17 protein-coding genes and 1 riboswitch are annotated in these 15,582 nt (G+C 69.1%); of the genes, 8 read left to right on the forward strand and 9 right to left on the reverse strand.

The window, feature by feature from the left end; all coding sequences use genetic code 11:
• Positions 1–70: 70 nt before the first annotated feature.
• A complete protein-coding gene (ispG, locus tag ACSZL9_RS10790; RefSeq protein ID WP_446665795.1) occupies positions 71–1,213 on the forward strand; it encodes a flavodoxin-dependent (E)-4-hydroxy-3-methylbut-2-enyl-diphosphate synthase in 1,143 nt (380 codons plus the stop codon).
• A 33-nt stretch (positions 1,214–1,246) separates the two neighbouring features.
• Here ispG and ACSZL9_RS10795 read toward each other — a convergent pair whose 3' ends face one another.
• The 4 genes from ACSZL9_RS10795 to thiO form a co-directional block, all read right to left on the reverse strand.
• Positions 1,247–2,368: a ThiF family adenylyltransferase gene (locus ACSZL9_RS10795; RefSeq protein ID WP_446665494.1), complete on the reverse strand. Its 1,122-nt coding sequence runs from the start codon at positions 2,366–2,368 to the stop codon at positions 1,247–1,249.
• Positions 2,365–3,156: a thiazole synthase gene (locus ACSZL9_RS10800; protein WP_446665495.1), complete on the reverse strand. Its 792-nt coding sequence runs from the start codon at positions 3,154–3,156 to the stop codon at positions 2,365–2,367. The genes ACSZL9_RS10795 and ACSZL9_RS10800 overlap by 4 nt, the downstream gene beginning before the upstream one ends.
• A 1-nt stretch (position 3,157) precedes the next feature.
• Complete coding sequence (gene thiS, locus ACSZL9_RS10805; RefSeq protein ID WP_446665496.1) at positions 3,158–3,412, reverse strand: sulfur carrier protein ThiS; 255 nt, start codon at positions 3,410–3,412, stop codon at positions 3,158–3,160.
• Positions 3,413–4,498, reverse strand: coding sequence for a glycine oxidase ThiO (gene thiO / locus ACSZL9_RS10810; RefSeq protein WP_446665497.1), 1,086 nt, complete (start codon positions 4,496–4,498; stop codon positions 3,413–3,415). It lies immediately after the preceding gene.
• Positions 4,491–4,605: riboswitch (TPP riboswitch) on the reverse strand. It overlaps the preceding gene by 8 nt.
• A 15-nt stretch (positions 4,606–4,620) precedes the next feature.
• On the opposite strand from thiO, the gene thiE reads away from it, so the two are divergent.
• Entirely contained in the window at positions 4,621–5,310 is a 690-nt protein-coding gene (gene thiE / locus ACSZL9_RS10815; protein ID WP_446665498.1) for a thiamine phosphate synthase, read from the forward strand.
• Between the two features lie 20 nt (positions 5,311–5,330).
• Here thiE and ACSZL9_RS10820 read toward each other — a convergent pair whose 3' ends face one another.
• The gene (locus ACSZL9_RS10820; protein ID WP_446665499.1) at positions 5,331–6,275 is read right to left on the reverse strand and encodes a hypothetical protein; all 945 of its coding nucleotides are present in this window, start codon (positions 6,273–6,275) and stop codon (positions 5,331–5,333) included.
• A 204-nt stretch (positions 6,276–6,479) separates the two neighbouring features.
• Here ACSZL9_RS10820 and ACSZL9_RS10825 point away from each other — a divergent pair, with 204 nt between their 5' ends.
• Entirely contained in the window at positions 6,480–7,193 is a 714-nt protein-coding gene (locus tag ACSZL9_RS10825) for a hypothetical protein (RefSeq protein WP_446665500.1), read from the forward strand.
• On the opposite strand, the gene ACSZL9_RS10830 is transcribed toward ACSZL9_RS10825, so the two are convergent.
• Complete coding sequence (locus tag ACSZL9_RS10830) at positions 7,180–7,869, reverse strand: DUF2867 domain-containing protein (protein WP_446665501.1); 690 nt, start codon at positions 7,867–7,869, stop codon at positions 7,180–7,182. The two genes, ACSZL9_RS10825 and ACSZL9_RS10830, sit on opposite strands and share 14 nt — an antisense overlap.
• 110 nt (positions 7,870–7,979) lie before the next feature.
• On the opposite strand from ACSZL9_RS10830, the gene ACSZL9_RS10835 reads away from it, so the two are divergent.
• The 3 genes from ACSZL9_RS10835 to ACSZL9_RS10845 all read left to right on the forward strand — a co-directional run bounded on the left by ACSZL9_RS10835 (position 7,980) and on the right by ACSZL9_RS10845 (position 11,530).
• The gene (locus tag ACSZL9_RS10835) at positions 7,980–9,113 is read left to right on the forward strand and encodes a sensor histidine kinase (RefSeq protein WP_446665502.1); all 1,134 of its coding nucleotides are present in this window, start codon (positions 7,980–7,982) and stop codon (positions 9,111–9,113) included.
• Positions 9,114–9,118: 5 nt separating this feature from the next.
• Positions 9,119–9,736, forward strand: a complete 618-nt coding sequence (locus ACSZL9_RS10840) for a response regulator transcription factor (protein ID WP_446665503.1) — start codon at positions 9,119–9,121, stop codon at positions 9,734–9,736.
• 78 nt (positions 9,737–9,814) lie between these two features.
• Positions 9,815–11,530 carry an alpha/beta-hydrolase family protein gene (locus ACSZL9_RS10845; RefSeq protein ID WP_446665504.1) on the forward strand — a complete coding sequence of 572 codons (1,716 nt, stop codon included), beginning with the start codon at positions 9,815–9,817 and terminating at the stop codon, positions 11,528–11,530.
• Between the two features lie 15 nt (positions 11,531–11,545).
• Here ACSZL9_RS10845 and ACSZL9_RS10850 read toward each other — a convergent pair whose 3' ends face one another.
• Positions 11,546–12,091 (reverse strand): DUF402 domain-containing protein, encoded by a 546-nt coding sequence (locus ACSZL9_RS10850; protein ID WP_446665505.1) that lies wholly within the window; start codon positions 12,089–12,091, stop codon positions 11,546–11,548.
• 140 nt (positions 12,092–12,231) lie between these two features.
• Here ACSZL9_RS10850 and ACSZL9_RS10855 point away from each other — a divergent pair, with 140 nt between their 5' ends.
• Together ACSZL9_RS10855 and ACSZL9_RS10860 are read left to right on the forward strand one after the other, a co-directional pair.
• Positions 12,232–13,017: a GNAT family N-acetyltransferase gene (locus ACSZL9_RS10855; RefSeq protein WP_446665506.1), complete on the forward strand. Its 786-nt coding sequence runs from the start codon at positions 12,232–12,234 to the stop codon at positions 13,015–13,017.
• Between the two features lie 12 nt (positions 13,018–13,029).
• Positions 13,030–13,419, forward strand: coding sequence for a DoxX family protein (locus tag ACSZL9_RS10860; protein ID WP_446665507.1), 390 nt, complete (start codon positions 13,030–13,032; stop codon positions 13,417–13,419).
• A gap of 10 nt (positions 13,420–13,429) precedes the next feature.
• On the opposite strand, the gene ACSZL9_RS10865 is transcribed toward ACSZL9_RS10860, so the two are convergent.
• Together ACSZL9_RS10865 and ACSZL9_RS10870 are read right to left on the reverse strand one after the other, a co-directional pair.
• Positions 13,430–14,794: a CoA transferase gene (locus ACSZL9_RS10865; RefSeq protein WP_446665508.1), complete on the reverse strand. Its 1,365-nt coding sequence runs from the start codon at positions 14,792–14,794 to the stop codon at positions 13,430–13,432.
• On the reverse strand, positions 14,788–15,573 hold the full coding sequence (locus tag ACSZL9_RS10870) for a maleylpyruvate isomerase family mycothiol-dependent enzyme (protein ID WP_446665509.1): 786 nt from the start codon (positions 15,571–15,573) through the stop codon (positions 14,788–14,790). The genes ACSZL9_RS10865 and ACSZL9_RS10870 overlap by 7 nt, the downstream gene beginning before the upstream one ends.
• Positions 15,574–15,582: the final 9 nt, after the last annotated feature.

Consider the following 15,582-nt stretch of genomic DNA (forward strand, 5'->3'; position numbering starts at 1 on the left):
CGGACGGACGACCACCTTCGGAAATGCGACGGACGAGAGTCATACTGAAGGTGTGACAGTTTCTCTCGGTATGCCGAGCGCTCCGGCGCCGGTGCTCGCGCCCCGCCGCAAGTCTCGCAAGATCAAGGTCGGCAAGGTGGAGGTCGGCGGCGATGCTCCGATCTCCGTGCAGTCGATGTGCACGACCCCGACCACCGACGTCAACGCGACGTTGCAGCAGATCGCCGAGCTCACCGCTGCCGGCTGTGACATCGTGCGCGTCGCGTGCCCGAGCCAGGACGACGCCGATGCGCTCCCGGCGATCGCGCAGAAGTCGCAGATCCCGGTGATCGCCGACATCCACTTCCAGCCGAAGTACGTCTTCGCGGCCATCGATGCAGGCTGCGCGGCCGTGCGCGTCAACCCCGGCAACATCCGCAAGTTCGACGACCAGGTCAAGCAGATCGCCAAGGCCGCCAAGGACGCCGGCGTTTCCCTGCGCATCGGCGTCAACGCCGGTTCACTGGACAAGCGGCTGCTGGAGAAGTATGGCAAGCCGACCCCCGAGGCGCTCGTCGAGTCGGCGGTCTGGGAGGCAAGTCTCTTCGAGGAGCACGACTTCCACGACTTCAAGATCTCGGTGAAGCACAACGACCCCGTCGTCATGGTCCGCGCCTACGAGTTACTGGCCGAGCGCGGCGACTGGCCGTTGCACCTCGGCGTGACCGAGGCCGGCCCGGCCTTCCAGGGCACCATCAAGTCGGCCACCGCGTTCGGTGCGCTGCTGTCCAAGGGAATCGGCGACACCATCCGCGTGTCGTTGTCGGCCCCGCCGGTCGAGGAGATCAAGGTCGGCACCCAGATCCTGCAGTCGCTCAACCTGCGCCCGCGCAAGCTGGAGATCGTCTCCTGCCCGTCGTGCGGACGCGCGCAGGTCGACGTCTACAAGTTGGCCGACGAGGTCACTGCCGGCCTCGAGGGTATGACGGTGCCGCTGCGGGTGGCCGTCATGGGTTGCGTCGTCAACGGTCCCGGTGAGGCGCGAGAGGCCGACCTCGGTGTGGCGTCCGGCAACGGCAAGGGTCAGATCTTCGTCAAGGGCAAGGTCATCAAGACGGTCCCCGAGTCACAGATCGTCGAGACCTTGATCGAGGAGGCGATGCGCATCGCCGACGAGATGGGCGAGCCGATCGACGAGGACACCGCAGGCAGCCCGAGCGTCACCGTCAGTTGACGAACATCTGACGAGGCGGCCCGCCGACGGCCGTCAGTAGACCGCGTCGATGCCCTCGGCAGCGGCCCAGGCAAGGACACCTCCGGCAAGGTTGAGCAGCTCGCGCCCGTCGGCGCTGCCCAGCAACTCGATGGCCGACCGCGAACGTGCTCCCGACTTGCACATGAAGACCAGTCGCCTTGCGGTGGTTGCGTTTTCGACGGCACTCCACCGATCTGCCCGCAGCTCGTCCAGGGGTATGGCGACAGCGTTCGGCACCGAGACGATGTCTCGTTCCCAGCTTTCGCGCACGTCGATCAAGGTGTAGTTGTCCAGCTGGGGCAGTTGTGCCGCGGACACCTCGGCCACCGGAGATGTCGCACAACTCTGCGGCACCTCCACCAACTCGGTGACTGCGGGGCGGTCCGGGTCGGGGGCGAAGGCGAGCTCCGTCATACGACCGGCGAGCGCGTCGATCCTGGCGAATCGTCCGAGCAGCGGCTCACCGATGCCGCAGATCAGCTTGACGGCCTCGGTCCCCATCACCGATCCGACCCAGCCGCAGAGCAATCCGAGCACTCCGCCGTCGGCGCAGGAAGGCACCGAGTCGGCGTCGGGTTGCTCGGGGAAGAGGTCACGCAGCGTCGGTCCGTGCCCCGGCCAGAACGTGCTGACCTGTCCGTCGAACCCGAAGATCGTGCCCCATACGACTGGAGTGCCGGTCAGTTCGGCCGCGTCGTTCGCCAGATAACGGGTGGCGAAGTTGTCGGCACCGTCGACGACGACATCGTGCGCGGCGAAGAGGTCCAGGGCGTTGTCCGCGGTGAGCCGTTCGGCCAGCGCCGTGACCTTCATGTCCGGGTTGATGCGCAGCGCCGCCTCTTTGGCGGAGTCGACCTTGAGCGCTCCGATGGGTGTGCCGGCGTGGATGACCTGCCGCTGCAGGTTGGACTCCTCCACCCGATCGTCGTCCAGGACCGTGAGGTGGCCGACGCCCGCCGCCGCGAGATAGCTGATCATCGGCGACCCCAGGCCGCCGGCGCCGATGACGAGCACCCGGGAGTTCAGCAAACGGCGCTGCCCGTCGCTGCCGACAGTTGCGAGCGACAGGTGTCGGGCGAACCGCGTGCTCTGTGCCGGGGTCAACGCCGGACCTGGCGCGACCAGCGGAGTCACAGCACAGCCTCGTAGGAGTCGACGGCGGCGATCCGTCCCTCGTTCGGCGATGAGGCGACGGCCAACGCCCGCTGCGGAATGCGTCCGGCGGCACGTGCCGAGAAGCCTGCATTCACAGCATCTTTCATCGCCCGGGCCATCAGCTCCGGGTTGTGTGCGCGGGTGACCGCACTGGCTAGCAGTACTGCGTCGCAACCCAACTCCATTGCCAGCGCGGCATCCGACGCGGTGCCGACGCCGGCGTCGAGCACGACCGGGATGCTCGCTCGGTCCGTGATGGTCGAGATGTTGTGCGGGTTGAGGATGCCGAGTCCCGATCCGATGGGTGCACCGGCGGGCATGACGACGGCGACGCCGGTCTCTTCCAGCCTGCGGGCAAGGACCGGATCGTCATTGGTGTAGGCGAACACGGTGAACCCGTCGGCGACCAACTGTTCTGCGGCGTCGGCGAGTTCGACCGGGTCGGGCAGCAGTGTGTCCTCGTCGGCGATCACCTCGAGCTTGACCCAATTGGTCTCCAGTGCCTCGCGTGCCAGCTGGGCGGTCAGCACCGCGTCGCGAGCGGTGAAGCAGCCGGCGGTGTTCGGCAGCGGGCGAATCCCCAGTCGTTCCAACAGATCGAAGACCGACTGGCCTCCGGAGGCCGAGTAGCGGCGCATCGCAACCGTGGTGAGCTCGGTGCCCGACGCGACCAGTGCTGCCTCCAATGAGGCCAGTGTCGTCGCACCGCCGGTGCCCATGATGAGTCGCGAACCGAGTGCGATGCCGTCGATGACGAGCGTGTCCATGTCAGCCGCCCTGCGCTGCCGTGACGACGTCGATCACGGCGCCGTTCGGCAGGTCGGTCGTGTGCCACCGGCCACGAGGTATGACGGTCCCGGACACCGCTGCGGCCAGACCCAGCCGCCCGCCGTCGTCGGGCGTGCCGTCGGTGTTCAGCTTGCGGCCGGTGACGTCCTCGACGATCTCCCGCAGGGTCGTGGTCGGCGACACGGTTCGGCTCTCGCCGTTGACCTCGATGGTGGACTGCTGTGTCTGACTCACTCAATTGCCTTCCTGATCCGAAGTGTTCTCAACGAGATTCGCGGTCTCGCGGGCACCCCACGGCGTCAGCAGGACCCCGTGGCGGAAGAAGCCGTTGGCGCTCACCAGACCCGGGTCATGCCGTTGTATGACGGGCAGGTCGTCCGGGCTGCCGGGACGAGCACGCGCGGTGACCTCGACCAATTGGGTGTCGACGATCCCGGGCAGCAGCCGGCGTGCGTCGGTCAGCAGCCGGAGCACGCCCTCGGTGCTCGGCTGCGGGTCACCGTCCTCTCGGCTGGTGGCACCGACCACGAGCTCTTCGTCCTCCCGGGGAACGATGTAGACCGACCGACCTCGCACCAGGCCGCGGATGATGCGTTCGATCAGCCGCGGTCGCCCGGCCGGGAGGCGGAGCCGGAGGATGTCGCCATACACCGGACGGACCTGTGACGGGGGTGAACCGGGCACCGACGCGGTGCCGGTGCACAGCACGACCTGATCGGCGGGTCGCACCTCGCCACCGGCGAGGCGCACACCAGTGGTTCGACCACCGACCGTTTGCAGCCCGGTGACGTTCTCGCGCACCAGGATCCGCGCGTCCTCCAACACCTGCAGCAGCGCAGCGGTCAACCGGCGGGGATTGACCTGGTGGTCCTGGGGGAGATGCACGGCCCCCGCGAGTTGCGGTGCGAGCGCCGGCTCCAGGTGCCGCGCTGCGGACGGGGTGAGGCGCTCGGCCGGGTGGCCGAGTTGCTGCTGGAGGGCGGCCAGCTCGTCGAGCTCGGCCCGGTCGCCTGCCTCGGCTCCGACGACGACGGTGCCTGTCTCGAGATAGCCCACCCGTCGGCCGCTCTCCTGCTCCAAGGTCGCTGCGAACTCCGGGTAGAGAGAAGCGGATTCGCTGAGCATCGGATAGAGCGCGTGCTGGTCCCAGACCGTCTCGGCGGCGGGGGCGAGCATCCCGGCAGCTGCGTGGCTGGCACCGGAGGCGGGCTTCTCGTCATAGACCTGGACGCGCCAGCCGCGGCGATGCAGCTCACGAGCGGTCGACAGTCCGATAACTCCGGCGCCGACAACGGCGACGCTGGGCGCTGAACCGTGCACGGAGGTTCCTCCCTACGGCGGCATGACCCGCATCAGGTGTAGCGGTCGGCCGGTCCGGCCCTCTCAGCCCGTTTGCGCAGTGCAGCGGGGCTCCCGCGGATTCAAGTGCCTAGTCTAGGCGCATGCCTGCCGACGTTGCCGACTCGTCTCACCGCGTCAGTCCCCCGGTCACCTCAACCCGCACGGAGCGCCTGGAGCGGTTGAGCCGTGCCCGCCTCTACGTGTGCACCGATGCACGTCCGCCGGCCGGGGATCTCGCGCAGTTCAGCCGCGAGCTGCTCGCCGGCGGGGTGGACGCCCTCCAGGTGCGCGACAAGCAGTTGGAGTCGCGTGCCGAGATCGAGGCGCTGTCACGCGTGCAGGAGGAGACCCGACGCGCCGGTGCGTTGCTCGCGGTCAACGATCGAGCGGACGTCGCGGCGCTGGTCGACGCGGACATCCTGCACGTCGGGCAAGGCGACCTGACGACCGGGCAGGCGCGCCGGATCGTTGGCCAGGAGACGCTGATCGGACGCTCGACGCATTCGAAAGACCAGTTGCTGGAAGCTGATTCGGACGCCGGCATCGATTACTTCTGTGTCGGCCCGGTGTGGGAGACGCCGACGAAGCCCGGTCGGGCAGCTGTCGGGCTGGAGCTGATCCGTTTCGCCGCGCAGCATGCGACCAAGCCGTGGTTCGCGATCGGCGGCATCGACCGGGAGGACCGCCTGCGGGAGGTCGTCTCCGCCGGTGCCACCCGGATCGTGGTCGTTCGTGCCGTGCGGGAAACCCCTCGGGAGAGTGCCGCCGCGCTGCGCGCACTGCTGCCGTAGCAGCCCGTCGGCGGACGTGGTCAGTGTCCCGGGCGTCGCGCCGCCAGCGCCCGGACTGCGAGCAGCAGTGCTGCGCCGGCGATGATCTTTGCGACATACAGCGTGACGTCGGCGGCTGAGACCGGGTCGGTCACCAGGTCGTTCGGCACCGTGCTGAGGACCAGGCTGAAACAACCCCATGCCGCCCACGCACCGGACGCGGTCCAGACCAGCGCCAACGCCACCGCACGGCGCATCCGCGCCGGCCGGCCGAGCGCGACCCCCAGCAGCACGAGCGCAGCAATGCCACCGATGAGTGCATCGGAGGTCCAGGACGTCGCTTCCGCTCCGGACCCGGATCGGACCGCGCGCACCGCCAGAGCCACCGTCACGGCCGCCACCCCGAGCGTCGGGATGACCGGCACTTCGCGCCGTATGCCGGAAAGCCGCTCGCCCCAACGATTCTCCTCACCCCAACGTTGCCACGCATAGATGCCGAATGCCGGCAGCAGGCAGAGCCCCAGCCCGCTGAATCCGGCATAGACCACGGCATACACCCAGCCCGCGATCGGTGTCGACGTGCTTGTGTCGGCCGGCGGACCGGTGAGCAGTTGCACGGCTACGGAGGGCCCGATGGTCACCACGATCTGACCGAGCAGTCCGTAGCCGATCCACATCGTCGGCAGCAGGAACCACCGCGGCGCCCGGGCCGCGGAGAAGACGGTGATCGCGAGGAGCAGCGCCACGAGGTCGAGTGCGAGGGTGAGTGCGTTGCCGGCATGCATGACGCCGCTCGTGCCGAATGTCGAGCCCGACAGCCCGACCCGGGAGCCGGACAACCACGCGATCTTCAACACGCTGTAGGGGAGCGTCGCGGCGATTGCGCCGATGGCCAGTCGTCGCCTGATCCGATCCGCCCGGGTGCTTCCGGGCGGGACCGTGCTCGCGTCGCAGGTGTCGTAGCGGGTGTGCTGCATCAGTGCCATACCTGAAGGTTGTCGGCTGCGGCGCGGCAGTTCCTCACCCGCCGGAGCGAACCTGCTCCCTCGCTCGGGGGAGCCCGGCGCGCAGCTCGGCCCGTGACCCGCGGGGCGACGTCACGGGAACCCAGTGCCTGCCGGCGCCGTCGGTATGGCGGAGGACGTGCCGAGATGGCAGCCGATACCCTGCGCGCAGGGAAGGGAGATCCAATGTCGCAGCAGCCACCGAACAACCCGTACCGCCAGCCGCCGCAGCAACCCTATGGGCAGCCCCCGCAGCAGGGTTACGGACAGCAGCAGCCCGGCTACGGCCAGCAGCAGCCGGGCTATCAGCAGCCGGGCTACGGCCAGCAACCCTATGGGCAGCCGCCGCAGCAGGGTTACGGCCAGGGATACGGCTACGGGCAACAACCCCAGGGCTACGGACAGCAGCCCTACGGCGGCTACGCCGGGCCTCCCTCGCAGGCGCCCGTCGGCGGTGCAGCCCGGTCGTTCGGCTGGCTGGCAGTGGTTGCCGGGATCGTCGCGATCGTGGGCTGCTTCGGAGCCTGGGTCTCGATCAACATGGGGATGTTCGGCGACCTGTCGATGAACGGCTTCGGCCAGGTGTCGGGAACGGTCCGCGAGTCGCCGGACGAGGTGAAGGACGGCGTGATCGTGACGATCCTCGCCGTCATCGTGCTGGTCTTCGGGCTGTTGCGCGGGGTGGGCAAGATCCCGTTGGCTGCCGCGATCGTCACGGCCGTGATGGGTGCGTTGAGCCTCGCGGTGACCATCTACGACGTGGTCGACATCAACGACAAGATCTCCGGCGCCAACAGCGAGGGAATGTCCGCCGGCGTCGGCTGGGGGCTCTGGTTGAGTCTGGTGGCGTCGGTCGCGATGCTGCTGATCGGCATCGTCGGCATGATCAAACGGCGGTAGCCGGGCGGTCTCGCACCGGCCCACCTGCGGCGCGCCAGTCTCGCTCGACGGTGCGCAACATCGACGGGTAGATCAGCAGGTGCCGGAACGGCCCGATGCCGGCCAGGTAGGCGCGCCCGAGGCGGCCGTTCGGCTGCACGAGAACGGTCATCTGCGCTGTCCAGCAACCGGATTCGTGTTTCACCCAGCCGAGGTGCAGCACGCCGTGGCAGGTCTTGTTCGCGATCTCGGCGGCGAATTCGTCCTCCAACAGGTAGACGGACGTGAACGGCAGTCGCTCGAAGTCGGGCCCGATTGGTGCGTCCTTCATGTCCTCCGGCAATCGGGCGTTGAGGGACGGCACCCGGATCCCGACGCCGTCCTGGGGGTCGTCCAAGCGAAGGAGCCGGCCGAGGGTCCAGCGGACCGACCAGATCATCCGGACGAGCGGCGATGCGTGCCATTGGCCGTCGCCCTCGGCGAAGAGCTCTGCGAGGCGGGTGAGATCGTCGGGGCCGCCCGGTGTCGGCAGCTGCCAGACGTCGAGAACCTCGAAGTCGGCTGCGATCTGGTGGATCCGCCACGGCCGGGCGTAGAACTCGCTGCGGGGGATCGACCGTCCGGGCGGTGTGCCCGAAGTGGCGCTGCGTAGGTGCGGGTCACGGTGTCGGTGTCGTTCGTCATGTGGTTCGTGCATGACAGCAACCCTGCTCGTCCGCCGCTCCCTGGTGCTTCCCTCGACAGGGGGTGCTGCATCCCTCTCGTGGGGGAACCGCGGGTGCGTGCTGCGTGGCAGCATTGGTGCGCATGAGGAGAGGCACTCGGGGCGCGGCATACCTCGTGCTCGGTGCAGCCGGTGCGGCGCTGGTCGGCTGGCTGATCTATGCGTTCGGCCTCGCGGCACGCAACTCCTCGGGGCAGGACCGGGTCTTCGTCTTCGTGCTCGCCGGCGTCGCGGTGGCGATTGCAGCCATCGTGCTGGTGAGTCCGCCGGTGCGGGACGCCGAGGTCGCCATGGCTCGACCGCTGCTCGGTGTCAGCCTGCCGGCCGTGCGGGATCGCTACTCGTGGGCGTCTCGCTGGCGCGGTGCGGCGTGGGCAGGGTGGGTGTTGCTCGTCGGAGCAGTGGCTGCGGTGACGCTCCTGCTGGGAGTGCCCAGCGGGATCGGTCTGATCGCTGAGAGCCCCGCCACCGCCGGCCAACTCCTCTGGCGGGTGCCGGTCGGCATTGTCGTGGTGCTCGGATCGTTCGCCCTACAAACGTTCTTCGGCTGGCTGCTGGCAGCATCGGCGCCGAAGGTCCTGGGGCCGACACCGGCTGATCGGCTCGCTGTCGCCGCCGATCGCGAGCGAGAGCTGGCTCGCCGCAACGAACTCGCGCGCGAGTTGCACGACACGATCGGTCACTCGCTGACCGCCATCGGCGTGCAGGCCGAGGCCGGGCGTGCCGTCGGGCTGTCCGACCCGCAGGTCGCGCACCGGGCACTCGAGCGCATCAGCGTGACGGCCTCGACCGCACTGGCCGAGCTGGACACCGTGCTCGGCACGCTGCGCAGCGGTCCGCGCGGCCGGTCGGCGGCCGACCTGGAGTCTCTCGTGCACGCCGCCGCCACCGATGAACCTTCGGTGCTGGAGGTGACCGGCGAGTGGGAGTCGTTGCCCGATCGGCTGACCGGCGAGATCTTCCGCATCGTCCAGGAAGGGCTGACGAACGCCGTCAAGCACGGCCGTGGCGCAGCGCGGGTGCGCGTGGCCATCGGCTCCGCCGTACAAGTGACGATCACGAATTCGATGAGCGGACAGGAAGATTCGTCCGGCCGGAGAGGGCACGGACTGGTCGGCCTGCAAGAGCGTGTCATTGTGGCGGGCGGTCGGATCGACTCCGCTCCCGCCGCCAACGGGAAGGACTGGAAGCTGTGTGCCCACCTACCGATCCGGTAATCAGCGTGCTGGTCGCGGACGACGACGAGATGGTCCGTGACGGGTTCGTGGCCATCCTCGGAGCGCAGCCCGACATGGATGTCGTCGGGTCTGCTGACGACGGTGTCAGCGCGCTGCAACAAGCCCGTGCTCACCGGCCGGACGTGGTGGTGATGGATGTGCGTATGCCGCGGCTCGACGGCATCGAGGCGACCCGGCGGCTCCTGGTCGAGCCCGATGCCCCCAAGATCCTGGTCGTCACGACGTTCGAGCACGACTCCTATGTGTATGACGCGCTGGTATCGGGGGCGCACGGCTTCCTGCTCAAGCGCGCCGGCGCGCAACAGCTGGTCTCGGCCGTGCGCGCATTGGCCAGGATGGACGTCGTCCTCTTCCCCGAGTCGATCCGGGAGCTGGTGGAGGCGCGCACCGTGCGGGATCGCAAGCTGCCGCGACTGACCGAGCGCGAGCAGGAGGTGCTGCGGCTGCTCGCCCGCGGGATGACGAATGCGGAGATCGCCGACGAGTTGTTCCTCGGTGTGCAGACGGTCAAGTCACACGTCACCGCGTTGCTCGGCAAGCTGCGTGTCAGGGATCGGACGCAGGCCGTGATCGCGGCATACGAGAGCGGTTTCGTTGATTGAGCTGTCACTGATTGCCGACTGATCACTGCCCGACTGGCGGTGGGCGGCACCACCGCTCCGGTTGACTAGGCTGCAGCGGTGACTAGCCACGACGTGGTCGAGGACGAGCCCAACCGCCTGCTGCAGTTCGTGGAGCGTCGCTCGGCCACCGGTCTGGTCCTCGGCTGGCTGTCCCTCCTGATCAGTTTCGCGCCCAGTCTGCTGCCGCGCCCGTGGGCGGTCCAGGCTGCGGCCTCGGCGCTGTCCACGATCACCGGTTATGCCGTCGGCACGCTGCTCGGGTCGGTCTCGTCCGTGATCTTCGGCTGGCTCGGTGTCCGTGTCGTCGTCGCGGACCGCCGGCACCGCAGTCGCCTGCTGGTGGTGCTCTGGTCGCTCGCAGCGATCATCACCGTCACGTTGTGGTTCGCCGGCTACCAGGGGCGCCGGCACAGCGCCCGCCTGGTGGACCTGCCTGCGCCGTCGTTGCTCAGCGACGGGCTGTCCCTGCTCGCGGCGGTGGCACTGACAGCGTTGCTGATGGCACTGATTTGGACCGTTCGCAGTGTTTTTCGCGCTTCCCGCTTCGTGCTCGGCTTTGCACTGCCGAAGCCGGTCGCCGGCCTGCTCGCGGTTTGCATCCTGGTCGGCTCGGTGACCTGGCTGACCCGCAGCGTCATCGCGGTGAAGGGACTGGAGGCGTTGTCGGCGTCCGCTGCGAGTGTCAACGACGAGCCGCCGGACTGGCTGAACGCACCTGTGTCGCCGTTGATCTCGGGCGGTCCGGGCGCCACCCAGGCATGGGAGGACCTCGGTCGCGAAGGACAGATCTACACCGGGCACACCCCGGATCCGGCGGCGATCTCGTCGATCACCGGACACGACGCCCGCCAGCCCATCCGCTTGTATGCCGCACCCGACACCGGTGACGTCGATCCGCACGGGCTGGTGCAGATCGTCGTCAAGGAGATCCGTCGCACCCACGCGCTCGATCGCGAATACGTCAATGTCGTCGGCACGACCGGGAGCGGGTGGGTCGACGAATACAACGTCCGGGCGCTGGAGGCGTTGACCGACGGCGACGTGGCGACGATCGCGGTGCAGTATTCCTTCCTGCCGAGTGTGGTGCAGTTCCTGACCAACCGCACTTTGCCCGCCCGGGTCGGGTCGGAGCTCGTGCGCACGGTCCAGTCGATGATCCGGCAGCGGCCGGTGGGCGACCGCCCGAAACTGCTGTTGTCCGGCGAGTCCCTCGGGGCGCTGAGTACCGAGGCCGCGTTCACCAACGGTGCTCAGGTGCTGTCGGCGGTCGACGGCGCTCTGTGGAGCGGCACCCCGAACTCCACACCGCTGTGGCGCTCGCTCACGGCGAGCCGGCAGGGCGGCAGCCCGCAGGTCGCGCCGGTGATCGACAACGGGCGCAACTTCCGGTTCGCCGGTGAGCCGGGACAGATCTGGCACGACGCCTACGGCCGGGCGCTGGGGGAGTGGGACTCACCCCGGGTGCTGTTCCTGCAGCACCCCTCGGATCCGATCGTGTGGTGGGACCCGTCGTTGATCTGGCGGCAGCCGGCCTGGACCCGTGAGCGGGCCGGGCACGACGTCGACAAGGACCTCACCTGGTATCCGCTGATCACGTTCTGGCTGACGACGGTCGACCTGATCTCGGCGAATTCCTCGGTCGGCGGTCACGGCCACCGTTACCGGGCGGAGCAGATCGACGGCTGGGCCGGTGTGCTGGACAGGTCCGTGAGCAAGCAGGAGAAGACTGCGATCGTCACGTCGGTGGAGTCGCTGGACCCGGACGACGACTGACTCTCCCACCCGGACTCATCCCAGCGTGCGCAACCACCGTCGGCCGGTGCCGTCGAATGCGGACCGACCGTCGCGCACCGCCTCGAAGACGGCGCGCGTGCCCGCCTCCGCGTCGTGCACGACATCCTCCGGGTAGCCGAACTCCCTTTGATGGTCCAGGAACTCGTCTTCGTCGTCGACGTAGGTCACGCCGTTCGCCCGCTGGACGACGTCCAGGTCGAGGTCGATCATCGTCACCCGCCACACCCCGTCGTCGCTGCGGGACCAGGTCGGCGGTGTCGTGATGTCGACATACACCGTGACCTGCTCGGTGCCGTCCGCCGCGTCGTTGAAGGCCGGCGTGAAGCCCGCTGTCGGGAAGAGGGAGACGGAGTTGCACTCGATGTCGAACGCCCTGCCCGGTCGCTCGAAGTGCGTGCCCTGGGGAAAGGCCACCCAGACACCGTGCTCGTCGACACCGAGCAGTGTGCCGTCGCTCTGCCAGTGTGGGGATCCGTCCCACTTGCGGTAGTCGGCGTGGACGCGAGCGCCGACGGGGTCGGCGGCGGAAGGAGAAGTCATCACGGGGCACTGTAACCAGGGCCACCATGGATTGATCGGTGGATTTCGGTGTACCGGACACCCTTCGGTGCAAGGCTGTAGCCGTGTTACGGACGCTCAGCGGAGCGCGGACCCTCGGGCCGAGCGATTATTCTGCGGCGTTGGACCTGTGTGCGGTGGACCCGCTGGCCAACGTCTTCGTCGCCGCGCGCCTGGTCGAGGGCGGGCCGTCGTATGCCGGTGCGTTGCTCGGCACCGACGACGGGCACCGGCTGCGGTCGATGTGCTGGACGTCCGCCAACGTCGTCCCTATCGGCGCCGACGACGCAGCGCTGGACGCATTCGCTGCCCGGTTGCGCCGCAAGCGGCGCCGTTGCTCGTCGATCTTCGGCGACGCCGAGCAGGTGCTCGGCCTCTGGCGGCGGTTGGAGAAGCATTGGGGTGACGCCCGGTCGGTGCGCGGTGACCAGCCGATGCTGGCGGTCTCATCGGTGCCCGCCGCCGGCGCACCGCCTGTGGACGCGCGGGTGCGGCGCGCCCGGATGGACGAGTTGGACCAGGTGTTGCCCGCCTCCACCGCCATGTTCACCGAGGAGATCGGCTACCCACCGTTCGTCGGGTCGGACCGCGACTACCGTCGCATGGTCTCCTCACTGATCGCCGCAGGGCACACCTTCGTGATCACTGACGGACATCAGGTGATCTTCAAGGCGGACGTCGGCTCCCTCGCCGCGGGGGTCGCCCAGGTGCAGGGAGTCTGGGTCGCGCCGGAGCACCGCGGCAAGGGTCTGGCGACCCCGGCGATGCGCGCCGTGGTGCAGCAGATCATCGAGACGATCGCGCCGACCGTGACGCTCTATGTCAACGCTTACAACGAGCCGGCGCTGCGGACCTACTACGCCGCAGGGTTCCGCCAGGTCGGCAAGTTTGCGACTGTCATCCTCTGACACACTCCGGGGATGGTCTCATCCCTCACGCCGACCGCGAAGGTCCTGGTTGCCGCGTTCACCACGTCCGGTGTCATCCATCTGGTCCGACCACAGACGTTCACTCCAGCCATGCCGCGACAGGTGCCGCGACCGCTCGAGGTGATCAAAGCGTCCGGCGTCGCCGAGTTGGCCTGCGCCGCAGGGTTGCTCGTGCCACGGACGCGACGCATCGCGGGTCCTGCATCGGCCGCCCTCCTGGTCGGCGTGTTCCCGGGGAACGTGCAGATGACGGTCGATGCCGCGCGTGCCGTCACGGAGCGAGGGGCGTCGGCGAAGCGCGTCGCCTATCTAGCCGGCACTATCGGACGGCTGCCGCTGCAGTGGCCGTTGATCACGGCCGCCTGGCGAGCCGGACACTGACCGCAGAGGGTCAGTCGTCCAGCCACCACTCGGGCGGATCGCCCGCATAGCGGCGCGGTGATGACGGGAAGTCCAACGGCTCCGCGCCGGAGAACAGCGGCGGTCTGACGTATTCCACGGTGCCGTATGGCGATTCGGCGGCAGCCAGCCACAACGGACACTCGGGGCCGTCGAAGGCATCCTCCGGATCGAGGGCCGGATCGGGGGCCGTGGCTTCGTGCTGGAGCAGCCAGTCGGCGGAGCGGGCGAGCGCGAGCCGGGCGCTCGCGCCGCCTTCCTGCGGTCGCCGTGCCAGCAACCGCATCGCGGTCGCGGCCAGCAGATATCCGGTGGCGTGGTCCAGTGCTTGCACCGGTAGTGCACCCGGCCGGCCGTCGGCGTCCGCGTAGCACGTGGCGATGCCGCTCACGGCCTGGACGATGCTGTCGAACCCGCGCTGGTCACCCCACGGTCCGCGGTCGCCCCACGCGGACAGCTCGAGGACCACGAGGTGCGGGTAATCGGCCAGGAGTGATGCGCGGTCGAGGCCGAAGCGGCGCAGTGCGCCGGGACGATAAGCGGTGAGCACGACGTCGGCCGTCCCGACGAGTTCGTGAGCGGTGGCCATGCCGTCCGCGGTCGAGAAGTCCACGGCAGCAGTGCGTTTGGCAAAGCCGGTGTCCAGGTGCTGGTCCAACAGCTCCGGTGTGCCCGGCGGATCGATCCGCAACACATCGGCACCGAGCGCCCCGAGGAATCTGGCTGCCGTCGGTCCGGCGATCACCCGGGTGAGGTCCAGCACCCGTGCGCCCTGCAGTGGCAGCGACGTCGACTCGCTCAACGGGCGGGCGGCACCGGTCGCTGCGTCGGTGCCGACCAGCGGGCGGTCCGCGATGGCGGCGACATGATGCGGGTGGGCGCGCCATACGTCCGCAGTGCGCACGGCACCGGCGATGCCGCCCGCGGCACGCAACGTCTCCTCCAGCGGCACAGCCTCTCGCTCTTGTATGGCGCCCGCCACGCCTGCGCGATCCGCTGCCTGCAGCTCCGCACGGATGACCGCAGCATGGTGGGGGTAGTTGCCGTGCAAGCGGATCCAGCCGTCGGCAGCGCGATAGAAGCCGGACAGCTCACCCCACCCCTGCAGTGGGGCGCCGTCGAGCCGCAGCCGGGCGATCGAGTCGAACGAAGCCCCGACCAAGCCGCTGGCGACGAACGATCGCCACGGCGAATTCCGTGCGGCGGCAAGCGCATTCGCGGCCGATGCGGCTGCGGCGACACTGCCGACCGCGAGTCCCTCGACGTCGAGAGCACCCGGCCACCAGCGCCGCGGCCCGCGCACCAGGTCGTCGGAGGCCCAGGGCAACGGCAGTGCGGGCCAGCCGGGCGTCACCATTCGACGCGCAGGTGCTCGCGCCAGAAGCTGAGCACGTCGATGCCGTCCTGCGCGATCTCGTCGCCGCGATTCCACAGGCCGAGGTAGAGCTGGGTCGCGGTGCCGGTGAGCTTCGCGTCCGGGTGGGGCACGGCGGCGCCCTCCTCGCAGGCCATGGGCTCGCCGGACAGCTGCAGGGTCCACGCACGCTGCACGTCGGGAGCTTCGACGACGACGGTGACGGCCGGGCGCGACGAGGTGCGCAGCGTCTCGTCCGGCCGGGTCGCGAAGCCCTGCAGCAACTCGTCGACCCCGTCCGCCGCGATCGCCGGATCGATGTCGGCGGCCACCGCCGGCGGGATGCCTCCGAGTCTGGCGGTCAGGCCGTCGAACGCGTGGATCGTCGTCTCGTGACACTGGCGCCGCGCCCAGGCGAGTTTTGCCGGCGGTGCGTCATTGAGGAAGAACGGCCGCTCCAGGTCGTCGGGCGCCTCCTGCAGCGCCTGCACCAGGTCGCCGGCGCCGGCGAGCAGCCAGGCGCCCGGGTCGTCGGCGAGCATGCCTTCCTCCTCGGCCGCGTCGGTCTCCGCGGTGGAGTCAAGGGCGTGCCGGTCACCACGCACGTTGGCCGTTGCCCAGCGGTGCACCATCCCGGTGTGCGCGAGCAGCTGACGGGTCGACCAGCCGGGACAGGTCGGCACGAGGGCGTCCTCCGGGGCATCCACAGTGTCCTCGCGCAAGCGCTCGGCCGCGGTGTAGAGCGCGTTGACACATTCGTCGAACTCCAGCGACACAGCCATGGTGTCGAC

It is taken from the genome of Flexivirga sp. B27, assembly GCF_052905685.1.